This window comes from Ruegeria sp. HKCCA4633, assembly GCF_013034605.1.
In the GTDB taxonomy this organism is placed as follows: Bacteria; Pseudomonadota; Alphaproteobacteria; order Rhodobacterales; family Rhodobacteraceae; genus Ruegeria.
Genome location: NZ_WQGJ01000001.1, coordinates 363,975 through 375,802 on the forward strand (window position 1 = coordinate 363,975; position 11,828 = coordinate 375,802).

General features: G+C 57.2%; 9 protein-coding genes. 6 read left to right on the forward strand and 3 right to left on the reverse strand.

Annotated elements, in window-relative coordinates; translation table 11 throughout:
• Positions 1 to 32 precede the first annotated feature (32 nt).
• Positions 33 to 1,340 carry an HlyC/CorC family transporter gene (locus GOV85_RS01845; RefSeq protein WP_171174450.1) on the forward strand — a complete coding sequence of 436 codons (1,308 nt, stop codon included), beginning with the start codon at positions 33 to 35 and terminating at the stop codon, positions 1,338 to 1,340.
• 52 nt (positions 1,341 to 1,392) lie between these two features.
• Here GOV85_RS01845 and GOV85_RS01850 read toward each other — a convergent pair whose 3' ends face one another.
• The gene (locus GOV85_RS01850; RefSeq protein WP_171174452.1) at positions 1,393 to 2,961 is read right to left on the reverse strand and encodes an ABC transporter substrate-binding protein; all 1,569 of its coding nucleotides are present in this window, start codon (positions 2,959 to 2,961) and stop codon (positions 1,393 to 1,395) included.
• A 192-nt stretch (positions 2,962 to 3,153) separates the two neighbouring features.
• Between GOV85_RS01850 and GOV85_RS01855 the strand changes: the two genes are divergently transcribed.
• From GOV85_RS01855 to GOV85_RS01875, 5 genes are all read left to right on the forward strand, one after another.
• Entirely contained in the window at positions 3,154 to 5,571 is a 2,418-nt protein-coding gene (locus GOV85_RS01855; RefSeq protein WP_171174454.1) for an FAD-dependent oxidoreductase, read from the forward strand.
• Between the two features lie 31 nt (positions 5,572 to 5,602).
• Positions 5,603 to 6,205, forward strand: coding sequence for an NTP transferase domain-containing protein (locus GOV85_RS01860; RefSeq protein ID WP_171174456.1), 603 nt, complete (start codon positions 5,603 to 5,605; stop codon positions 6,203 to 6,205).
• A 745-nt stretch (positions 6,206 to 6,950) separates the two neighbouring features.
• Positions 6,951 to 8,387: a Do family serine endopeptidase gene (locus tag GOV85_RS01865; RefSeq protein ID WP_171174458.1), complete on the forward strand. Its 1,437-nt coding sequence runs from the start codon at positions 6,951 to 6,953 to the stop codon at positions 8,385 to 8,387.
• Positions 8,388 to 8,565: 178 nt separating this feature from the next.
• Positions 8,566 to 9,246: a response regulator transcription factor gene (locus GOV85_RS01870; protein WP_171174460.1), complete on the forward strand. Its 681-nt coding sequence runs from the start codon at positions 8,566 to 8,568 to the stop codon at positions 9,244 to 9,246.
• A 49-nt stretch (positions 9,247 to 9,295) separates the two neighbouring features.
• The gene (locus GOV85_RS01875) at positions 9,296 to 10,609 is read left to right on the forward strand and encodes a HAMP domain-containing sensor histidine kinase (protein ID WP_254442947.1); all 1,314 of its coding nucleotides are present in this window, start codon (positions 9,296 to 9,298) and stop codon (positions 10,607 to 10,609) included.
• Here the strand turns inward: GOV85_RS01875 and GOV85_RS01880 are convergent.
• Both GOV85_RS01880 and GOV85_RS01885 read right to left on the reverse strand, forming a co-directional pair.
• The gene (locus tag GOV85_RS01880; RefSeq protein WP_171174464.1) at positions 10,606 to 11,073 is read right to left on the reverse strand and encodes a CYTH domain-containing protein; all 468 of its coding nucleotides are present in this window, start codon (positions 11,071 to 11,073) and stop codon (positions 10,606 to 10,608) included. The genes GOV85_RS01875 and GOV85_RS01880 overlap by 4 nt on opposite strands.
• On the reverse strand, positions 11,070 to 11,825 hold the full coding sequence (locus GOV85_RS01885; RefSeq protein WP_171174466.1) for a ParA family protein: 756 nt from the start codon (positions 11,823 to 11,825) through the stop codon (positions 11,070 to 11,072). The genes GOV85_RS01880 and GOV85_RS01885 overlap by 4 nt, the downstream gene beginning before the upstream one ends.
• Positions 11,826 to 11,828: the final 3 nt, after the last annotated feature.

Here is an 11,828-nt window from a genome sequence, read left to right on the forward strand (position 1 = left end):
AACGGATGCAGAACTCTAGCTTTCAAGGACCTATGGAACCCTCACCTTCTCTGATCGACAGCACTTTCTGGTTTACCTCTGGTGCTATCCTCCTTTTGCTCGTCTTGTCCGGCTTCTTTTCTGGCTCGGAAACAGCGCTTACGGCCTCTTCTCGCGGAAAACTCAGGGCGCAGGCCGACAAAGGATCACGCGGGGCAAAAAAGGCGCTCGAGATCACCGATGACAACGAACGTCTGATCGGATCGGTTCTACTGGGCAATAACCTGGTCAACATTTTGGCGGCGTCGCTGGCGACGGCGTTGTTCACACGCTTGTTCGGCGAAAGCGGCGTGGCCTTGGCGACACTGGTGATGACATTGCTGGTTCTGATCTTTGCCGAAGTGCTGCCGAAGACCTACGCCATCACCAATTCTGAAAAAGCTGCATCTGCGGTTGCACCAATCATCAGCGTGGTTGTGACGGTGTTTTCGCCCATCGTTGCCGCTGTGCGATTGCTGGTGCGCGGTGTCTTGCGCCTGTTTGGGGTGCAGATCGACCCCGACAGCAACATTCTGGCTGTTCGTGAAGAAATTGCCGGCGCCCTGCAACTGGGCCATTCCGAAGGCGTGGTAGAAAAGGAAGACCGCGACCGTATTCTGGGCGCACTGGATTTGGGTGACCGCGCGGTGGAAGAGATCATGTTGCACCGCTCGAATATCGAGATGATTGACGCCGACGCCGCGCCCGAAGCGATCCTTAAGCAATGTCTGGAAAGCCCGCATACGCGCCTTCCCGTCTTTCGGGATGAGCCGGAAAACATTGTGGGTGTTGTGCATGCCAAAGACCTTTTCCGAGCGATGTATGCGCAAGCCGGTGGCAGCGATGGCGGCACTGACCGTCTGGCCAGCTTTGATATCGGTAAAGTTGCCAATGACCCCTATTTCGTGCCGGAAACCACCACTCTGGACGACCAGATGCGTGAATTCCTGCGGATGCACAGCCATTTTGCACTGGTGGTCGACGAATACGGATCTTTGCGCGGACTGATCACGCTGGAAGACATTCTGGAAGAGATCGTAGGCGAAATCGCAGACGAATTTGACATTGATGAAGAAGTGCCTGTCACCCGCACCGAAGACGGGCAGTACCTTGTCGAAGGCGCAATGACCATCCGTGATGCCAACCGGGCGCTGGACTGGTCACTGCCGGATGAAGAGGCCAATACACTTGCTGGGCTGGTCATACACGAAGCACAAATGATCCCCGTCGTGGGTCAGGTGTTTTCGTTCCACGGGTTCCGCTTCGAAGTGACCGATCGCGAAGGCAATCGTATCACCGCTTTGAAAGTCCGCCCGCTGTAAGGCGTCGCGAAAACCGGTGCCCCAAATCAGGGCACCGGTCGCAATCTCTACCTCAGGCGAACCAGGTACGGCTGGCGACATAGCCGTCCATAAGGTCGCCATTGGCGTGCGCGCCCCAGCCGGTCACCTTATCCGAGTAGCCATCGATGAACTGGTTGAACATCGGGTTGATCAGACCACCTTCTTCCCAGACGATCCGGGCCATCTGACCATAGAGCTCTTTGCGCTTGGTCTCGTCCAACTCGGAACGCGCCTTCAAGAGCAACGCGTCGAACTGTTCGTTTTTGAAACGCGTATCGTTCCAGTCGGCAGTGGAAAGATAACCAACCGACCACATCTGATCCTGCACCGGGCGACCACCCCAATAGGACGCGCAGAACGGCTTGTTGTTCCACACTTCGGACCAGTACCCATCTGCGGGCTCACGCTGAATCTCCAGCGGGATACCCGCCTCTTGCGCTGACAGTTGGAACAGTTGCGCGGCGTCAACGGCACCTGCAAAAGCGGCATCCGAGACATGCAGTACGATAGGCGAGCCATCATGGCCCGACGCTTTGTAGTGCTCGGAAGCCTTGGCCAGATCAAAAGCGCGCTGTTCCATCGTATCATCGAACAAAGGATAGGCTTCATTGATCGGTATATCGTTCCCGACCGAGCCGTAGCCGCGCAATACATTCTCGACCATCTGTTCGCGATTGATCGCGTATTTCAGCGCCAGACGCAGGTCTTTGTTGTCGAACGGAGCGGTGTCGCAATGCATAACAAAGATGTAGTGCCCGCGGCCCGATGTGGCGTTGATGTTGATGCCAGGCGCGCGCCCGAACAGTTTCGCGGTCCGTGGTGGGACGATGTTCATCGCGTGAACCTGACCTGACTGCAAAGCCGCCGAACGAGCGGTGTCATCATTCAGAACCAGAATCTCGTGGCTGTCATAATGGCCGACGCTGTCATCCCAGTGGTTGGCAAATTTATCGAACCCATAGCGTACGCCCGGTTCGTCCGCGACGACCTTGTATGCCCCGGTCGAAATGCCTTCGGCCGGATTGTCCATGCCGCCACCCGGTTGCATGACCAGGTGGTAATCCGACATCAGATACGGCAGGTCCGCATTTGGGGTGGTTAAGGTGACGACCACATAGTCACCGTCGACCCGGATATCCTCGATCCCACGCATGATCCCTAACGCACCGGATTGAGCATCCTCGTTCGAGTGACGCGCCAACGTCTGTTGAACATCCTCTGGCGTCAAGGTCTTTCCATTGTGGAACTCTACTCCCTTGCGAATGCGGAAAGTCCAAACCTTGCCATCCCCGGACGCTTCCCAGCTTTCAGCAATGCTGGGGGCAATGTCGCCATCTGCGGTGACAATCGTCAAAGTGTTGCCAAAGGCGCGCAAAGCCTTCGCAGTCACGTGCGACGTCGACAGGGCCGGGTCCAGAGTGTTGGTGCTTTCTCCTCCTTTCAGACCCAGAACAAAGTGCCCCCCTTTCTTGGGCGTATCCGCCAGCCCGGATTCAGCCCAAATGGTGCTGGCTACAGCCGCGCTCAGGCCCAGGGCCGCAGATTTCGCCATGAACTCACGGCGGCTCAACGCTTGGGGGTTGAGTTCGAATTTACTCATTTCATTTCCTGACTGAGAGTCTCACGAAGGTGCAGTCGCAGCGCCTTTAGATTGATTCTGTAACGGGCGCGTGACCGACCTTGGGTGCGTTTATCCAGCCTTACGAATGACTTCCACGACAAGTTTTGTCGCGTTTGGCATTGCGCTCAGTAGCGCCCTGCGCACACTGGCGGAAATCAATCGGAGGTCTTTATGAAACTGCAAACCCGCGTGGTGGTCATTGGCGGCGGTGTCGTCGGTTGTTCAGTCCTGTATCACCTGACCAAGCTGGGCTGGTCGGATGTCATGCTGCTGGAACGCTCCGAGTTAACCAGCGGATCGACCTGGCACGCGGCGGGCGGGTTTCACACCCTCAACGGCGACACCAATATGGCCGCGCTGCAGGGCTATACCATCCGACTGTATAAAGAGCTGGAAGAAATCACAGGCATGTCCTGCGGGTTGCACCATGTCGGCGGCGTGACCCTGGCCGACAATCAGGACCGTTTTGACATGCTGCTGGCCGAGCGCGCCAAGCACCGTTTCATGGGGTTGGAAACAGAAATCGTCGGGCCGGACGAGATCAAAAAAATCGCCCCGATCACCAATACCGATGGCATCATCGGCGCGCTCTACGACCCTCTCGATGGGCATCTTGACCCCTCGGGCACCACACATGCCTACGCCAAGGCGGCGCGGATGGGTGGGGCCACGATCGAAACCCATTGCATGGTGCGAGAAACCAACCAGCGCCCGGATGGCACATGGGATGTGGTGACCGACAAGGGGACGATTCACACGGAGCATGTGGTCAATGCAGGCGGTCTCTGGGCGCGCGAGGTGGGCGCGATGGCGGGTATCTACTTCCCTCTGCACCCGATGGAACACCAATATCTTGTCACGGACTCGATCCCTCAGATCGAGGCGATCATCGACGCCGGTGGCGAGCATCCCCATGTGATGGACCCGGCGGGCGAAAGCTATCTCCGGCAGGAAGGGCGCGGCCTTTGCATCGGGTTTTACGAGCAACCCTGTAAACCCTGGGCCGTCGATGGAACACCTTGGGAGTTCGGCCATGAACTGCTGCCTGATGACTATGACAAGATCACCGACAGCATCGAATTTGCCTACAAACGTTTCCCAGTTCTCGCCGAAGCTGGTGTGAAGTCTGTAATCCACGGGCCGTTCACCTTCGCACCCGACGGAAACCCTCTGGTCGGGCCGGTTCCCGGAATGCGCAACTACTGGTCGGCTTGTGGCGTGATGGCCGGGTTCAGCCAGGGCGGCGGTGTTGGCCTGACGCTGGCGCAATGGATGATCGAAGGCGAGCCCGAACGCGACGTGTTTGCCATGGACGTGGCCCGGTTCGGCGACTGGATCAGCCCCGGTTATACCCGCCCCAAAGTGATCGAGAACTATCAGAAACGCTTCAGCGTCGCCTACCCGAACGAGGAACTGCCCGCAGCGCGTCCCAACCGCACAACGCCGATGTACGACATCTTCAGTGATCTGGGCGCGGTTTGGGGCCAGCAATACGGGCTCGAAGTCGCCAACTACTTTGCCCAAGGAGAGGAGCCGGGGTTCGAGACCCCATCGTTCCGACGGTCTGACGCGTTCGATGCGACAGGTCGCGAAGTGCGCGCTGTGCGCGAGAACGTGGGTATCAACGAGGTCCACAACTTTGGTAAATACCGGATCACCGGACCATCGGCGCGGGATTGGCTGGACCGGATCATGGCTGGACGTATGCCAAAACCCGGCCGCCTGTCCCTGACACCGATGCTCTCGCCCAAAGGCAAACTGATCGGCGATTTCACCGTGTCGTGTCTGAGCGAAAACGAGTTTCGACTTACGGCCTCATACGGCAGCCAAGCGTTCCACATGCGCTGGTTCTTACAAAATGTGCAGGAAGGTGTATCCATCGAGAACATCAGCGACCGCTTGAACGGGTTTCAGATCGCAGGCCCCAAGGCAACACAGGTGCTGGCCGCCTGCACGCGTGACGATCTGAGTGATTTCCAGTTCCTCGATGTCCGCCGTATGACAGTTGGCATGACCGATTGTATCGTTCAACGTGTCAGCTATACCGGCGATCTTGGGTACGAGATCTATTGCGATCCGATGGCCCAACGACAACTCTGGTGGGCATTGTGGGAAGCCGGGCAAACACATGGCATGGTTCCCTTTGGGATGCGCGCGATGATGAGCCTGAGGTTGGACAAGTTTTTTGGCTCGTGGATGCGAGAGTTCTCGCCTGATTACACCGCTGCGGAAACCGGGTTGGACCGCTTCATCTCCTTCCGCAAGAACAGCGACTTTATCGGCCGCGCCGCCGCCGAGGCAGACCGCGCGGACGGAAGCGCCCGCACATTGGTTGCGTTTGAAGTCGATGCACAAGATGCAGACGTCAACGCCTATGAGCCGATCTGGCTGGACGGTTCGGTGGTTGGCTTCTGCACGTCGGGTGGCTTTTCTCACTTCGCGCAGAAATCCATTGCGATGGGGTTCTTGCCTTCTGAGCGTGTGTCAGACGGGCTTCAGGTCGAAATCGAAATCCTGGGGCAGATGCGTAAGGCCCGGGTGATCTCGACGCCCTTGTTCGATCCGGACGGGGCACGCATGAGGGGATGACACTGCGCTTTACCGGCGGCATGGTGGCTGCATGACTGATGTTCCCATCATACTGCTGGCCGCCGGTCAATCCAGCCGCATGGGCGGCGAGGACAAGTTGATGCAACCAATCGACGACACCCCGCTGCTGAAGCGATCCGCACGCACGGCGCGAGCTGTAGGTCCCGTATTAGTCGCCCTGCCCCCAAAACCGCATCCTCGATATGAGGCGCTAAAGGGTTTGGACGTTCTTCCGGTGCCGGTCGCTGAAGCCGCAGAGGGAGTGAATGCAAGCTTACGGGCGGCGATGCGACATGTTCCGCCGGGTGCAGAAGCTGTCATGGTATTGCTTGCAGATCTGCCTAACCTGACTCAGCTCGATCTGCGCGCGGTTTTACAGGCACGCGATGCCCACCCGGAAAACCTCATCTGGCGCGGGGCCACTGCAAATGGCAAGCCGGGCCATCCAGTCGTCTTTGACCAATCGCTCTTTGATCAACTCTCGGGCCTACGGGGCGATGAAGGCGCGCAAAAGGTGGTCCAGGCACATGCACAAAAAGTGTACCTGCACCGCCTGCCCGACCGAAATGCGTTGCTGGACTTGGATACACCCCAAGACTGGGACGCTTGGAAAAAAAACCGTGCCCCAGAATAAACTCGGCCCGGTCTGTTAAGACCGGGCCGTTGCCCAAAACAGGACTACCACTTTCCTCAATCCCAAAAGTCCGGCCAGTGCGCCGTCAAAGCACGCTGACTAAATAGCCGCCAAACCTAAACAAGACCCCCTCGTTAACACGCCGCTAAAACTCTCGGTGATCGAGTGAACCAGCAGCGCCCCCTAGCGCTTTTGGCTCCCCCTCACTTGGGCATGTTCATCCTCACTGATCTGATCGTTCAAAACAATGTAAAATTGGAGGGAATGGTTAACTTGGCTCAACTCTGAATGGTTTTTGGGCAACAACGCCATTTACGACGATCAACCCTAGGGCGATTTCGAATTTATGCACAAGATAACGATTCGAGATTATGCGCAAACTTATTCGCGATTTCACCTCGCACACGTTACATTTTTGGTGTCAAGGCCGACCAGCAGCCTTCAAACACACAACCATTGAGGGAGCAGCTATTTCCCCCATCCTGCTGACCAATCATTGTCAACAAAACAAAAATAATTCAACGGTTTTGAGAGTTTGACGTCGATTTCAGCAACAATCCTCCGATTCGCACGACTCCGACCCGTCAATTTCGACGAATCCAGTCTGACGTCGACCGTCACAGAACATCGCCTTTGTGGCGAAATTAAGATTTCTTCACGTATCCCTCAGGAAAGACCAATCCTGGTGCTGCATCTCTTGCTTTAACGCGCAGTCGAATCTGCGCGACACATACAGGAGACAGAAATGAGCATCCGCAAATCATCGCTTTTACTTCCCCGAACCTCCAACTGGATGGGCATCAGCGCCCTAGGGGCCGCGCTGTTGGCGACAACAGCCATTCCGTCCGTGGCGGACGAGGCACTGGCTGATCTGGTTGAAACCGTTTCCCCTTCGGTGGTGACCATCATCGCGGAGCAGGACAATGTACCTAGCGCAGCGCCTGGGCAAAACTTCGACTTTGACGGGCACCCGTTTGGCGAGTTCTTCAAGCGATTTGGTGTGCCCGAAGGTTTCAATGCACCCCAGCGCGGTCCGGCACAGGGCTTGGGCTCGGGCTTTGTGCTGGATGAGGCGGGATATATCGTCACCAATCATCATGTCGTAGACAACGCCTCTACCGTGACCGTTCGGCTGAGTGATGATCGCAGCTATGAAGCCGAGGTGGTCGGCACCGACCCGCTGACCGACATCGCCGTTTTGAAAATCGACCCGGACACCGCGCTTCAGGCCGTTGAACTGGGCGACAGCGATGTCATCCGTGTCGGCGAAGACGTCGTGGCCATCGGCAATCCTTTTGGCCTCAGCTCCACAGTGACCACCGGCATCGTCTCGGCAAAAGGGCGAAACATCTCTGAAGGCCCCTATGCAGAGTTCATTCAAACCGATGCTGCGATCAACAAGGGCAACTCGGGCGGCCCCCTGTTCAATATGGAAGGCGAAGTTATTGGCGTGAATTCAGCCATTTATTCGCCCAGCGGTGGATCCGTTGGCCTGGGCTTTGCGGTGACTTCGAATATCGTCCAGCATATCGCAGCCGACCTGCGTGACGATGGCCAGGTCAGCCGTGGCTGGTTGGGCGTTTCGATCCAAAATGTCAGCCCACAACTTGCAGCCGCTTTGGGTATCGATGCTTCCTCTGGCGCGCTGGTGTCCGATGTTGTTTCCGACAGCCCGGCGGATGGTGTTCTGAAGCAAGGCGATGTGATCCTGACGTTCAACGATGAAGCCGTAGACTCAAGCAGTGACCTGCCCATTCTCGTCGGCACGACCAAAGTTGGCACGGACAGCACTCTGACGGTTTTGCGTGATGGTAAGCAGGAAACGCTGACTCTGACAGTCGGTCAGCATCAGGCGGCGTCTGCCCAACCTGATACACCGGTCGAGGCTGAGGTTGCAGGTACGACACTGGGTGTCACTGTAGCCCCGCTGACTGAAACGGTCCGTGCCGAGACGGGCATTCCCGAGACTGTCGACGGTGTTGTCGTCACGGATCTGAAACCCGATAGCCCCGCCGCAAAGGCCGGTCTGCAGCGTGGTGACGTGATCGTCAAACTGGGCAACCAAGAGACGTTCACACCCGATGCTTTGAAGGCGGCGCTGGACAGCGAAAAGACCGATCCGGCTCTGGTGCTGATCAATCGCGGCGGTAGTCAGATCTTCGTCGCAGTCGAACTCGCCTGATCAGGAAACCGGGCGCGCCGCTTGATGGGGATTTTCGGCGCGCCTCACCCGGCAGATCAGAATTGTCCACTGTCTGCCGGGCTTGCCGGGTGCGTGCCCAGCACCCGGCAAGATCCCCCGAATTCCATGTGCATCACCTGAAAATTGTGTTTAAATCCCGATAGAAAGGAGCCAGACCATGAGCCGCCGCCTGTTGATCGTGGAAGATGACGCTGACACCAGGGACTTCATCGCCAAAGGGTTCGGCGAAGAAGGCTATGTGGTCGAAACCGCCGCAGATGGGCGCGAAGGGTTGTATCACGCCACAGATGGCGGGTTTGACGCCATTGTACTGGACCGGATGCTGCCGGGCTTGGATGGGCTGTCCTTGATCAAGTCACTGCGGGCAGCCGGTTTGAAAACACCCGTCCTGATGCTGACAGCCATGAGCGCGGTGGATGAACGGGTCAAGGGCCTGCGCTCGGGCGCAGACGATTACCTGGTCAAACCGTTTTCCTTTCAGGAGTTGCACGCCCGCATCGAGGCTCTGCTGCGTCGTCCTCAGGAATCCGAAGAAACTCCGACACTCACCTGCAAAGACCTTGAGATGGATCTGTTGACCCGCAAGGTTACCCGCGACGGGCATGAGATCACCCTCACCCCGCGCGAGTTCCAGATCCTCGAGTATTTTCTGCGCCGTAAGAACCGTGTGGTGTCTCGCACCATGCTGCTTGAAGGCGTTTGGGATTATCACTTCGATCCAAACACAAATGTTGTCGACGTCCATATCTCAAAGCTGCGGCGGCAGTTGGATGAAGGCGGCGATGCCCCCCTGATTGAAACCGTTCGCGGCGCGGGTTACATGATGTCCGATGGATAACCTTCGGCTTTCCCTAAACAATTCCAGAACACGGCTGGTCGCGACCAGCATGTTTCTCAGCACCTTTCTGACTGCGTCGGTACTGGCCGTGGTGTACGTCACCGCGAACCGAAGCATTGAAGCCGAGACACGCTCGGTCGTCTCGGCCGAGCTGACCGGGTTGGCGGATGAATATGAACGGCGAGGCCTGCTTGGGCTGATCACCGCAATCGAACGTCGTCTGCCAAGCGCCTCTGAACGCGACGCGCTTTACCTGTTGACCGACCGGCTTGGGGTCAAGCTGGTGGGCAACCTGAAATCCTGGCCTGTCAATGTTGCAGCAGGCAGTGGTTGGGTCGATCTGGAGCTTCGCCGCGCCGACAATGACCAGCTTGTTCCGGTCTCTGCTGCATCGATCCGCCTGCCCGGCGGAGAGCGTCTTCTGGTTGGGCGCGACGCCGCCACGCGTCAGCAGTTTGACCGCGTCTTGTTCCGATCCGTTGCACTGGCGCTGGGGATTGCCTTTGTGCTGAGCGTGATTACCGGCTGGCTGTTTACACGCCTGGTCTTTGCACGCCTCTCGGACATAGCTAGCACAGCAGAAAACATCGTATCAGGCGATCTATCCAAAAGAATGCCCCTGCGCGGAACCGGCGACGAATTCGACCAGGTCTCGGGCACTTTGAACAACATGCTGGACCGGATCGAAGAATTGATCAGCAACCTGCGCACCACGTCGAATTCCATCGCGCATGACCTGCGGTCTCCATTGTCACGCCTGCGCCAGCGCGTTGAAGCCCTGTCAGAGCCGGGAAAAATCGATTTGGAACGAGAAATCGATGTCGCCCGCGCTACGGCAGAAATTGACCACGTGCTGCGCGTGCTGGCACAGCTGACCGAGATTTCGCGCGCCGAAGCCGGGCTTGGGCGCGAACAGTTTGAAACCATCGACTTGCAGCACCTCGTCGGCGATGTTGTCGAACTTTACGACCCGGTGGCTGCCGATCAGGGCATAACACTCGAGGTGACTGGCTCAGCCCCCCCAATCGAAGGGCACCGCCCTCTATTGTCACAGGCCCTGTCCAACCTGCTTGAAAACGCGATGCGATATGCGCCTGCGGAGTCGACCATCACGATTTCGCTGGATACCGAAAACGGTTTTGCATGTCTGCACGTGCGCGACCAAGGCCCGGGCGTCCCACCTGAAGAACTGGATCGCCTGCAACTGCCTTTCGTAACGCTTGACCCTGCGCGTACGGAGCGAAACGCCGGGCTGGGTCTGGCATTGGTCGCAGCGATTTCGCATATGCATGGCGGAAGGTTTGCAGCCCAAAATTGTGATCCTGGGCTGAAGGCGACGATCTATCTGGCGCAGAATCCCTAAATCGGGATACCGTTTGTTGCCATCGTCTTGTTCTTAAAGCGTTTGTCTTCTGTTACATCCGCCCCGAACCAATCAGGTGGTACAAAAGCTTCGGCATCATCCTCCGAGTCGAATTCGACCTCAACCAGGCGTAACGGCGCCAGATCACCGGAAAAAATATCCAGCTCGAACATGAGCCCATCCGGCAAACGCCCGGTGTAACGCTCTTTCTCGACACGGCGGCCTTCTGTTTCGGGCCAGAAGGTTTCAAACTGTTCCGCTGTGATTTGTGCCTCGCGCTCAACACGGACCAGACCACCGCCGCCTTTCAGTGTCAGGAAAAACGCATCGTCCTTCTGCCTCAACCGCAACTCAGTCGAGTCGTCAGGCGCGGTCAAGTAACCCTGTCGCACAACGGATTTCTGCGCGTTGCTCAGGTCCGGCGCGGCTGCCACCAGAAACTTGCGCTCGATTTCTTTGCTCATTGGGTTGAAACCACTCCGTTTTCCAGTTCGTCGAACAGCGCCCGATAGGCCACACAGGCTGCACTGCGCCCGGCATAGGTGCTGACGGGCGCTCGATGCTGACCCATCTTTTCAATATCCGCAGCAAATGGAACCGCCGTTTGCAAAAACCGTTTAGGATATAGCTTGCGCATCGAGGCCATTGTCTCCTGATGTAAAACCTTTCGTTTCTGCACCATCGAAAAGAACGCACGCAACTTCTTCTTGCGCAGCTTGTGTTCGTCGAAAAAGCGCACCAATTGATCAAACGTTCGCTCGGACAGAGTCGTGGGGATGACGGGAACAACGATTTCATCTGCCGCCTTGAAGATGTTTTCAGACAGGGTGGAAAAGTTCGGCGGACAATCCAGAAGGACCACGTCATAATCGCTGCCGGCGGACACCAGCGCCTTTTTCAAGCGTGAGCGCTTGTTGCGCATTCGGGACAAGAAAACATCGAAATCGCGGAAGGTCAGATTTGCGGGCAACACGTCCAATCCTTCGAAATCGCTGGCCCGGATCGCTTTGGTAAACCGTTCCACGTCCTCGAAAAACCGCGCGTCCGTCAACTTTTTGGACGGCTTCACGCGAAAATAAAAACCCGACGCGCCCTGAGGGTCTAGATCACACAGCAAAACCTGCTTGCCTGCCTGTGCATATGCATGAGCCAGGTTCACCGAGGTCGCGGTTTTGCCGACACCGCCCTTGTTGCTGTAGCAGGCAATGATCTTCATTCC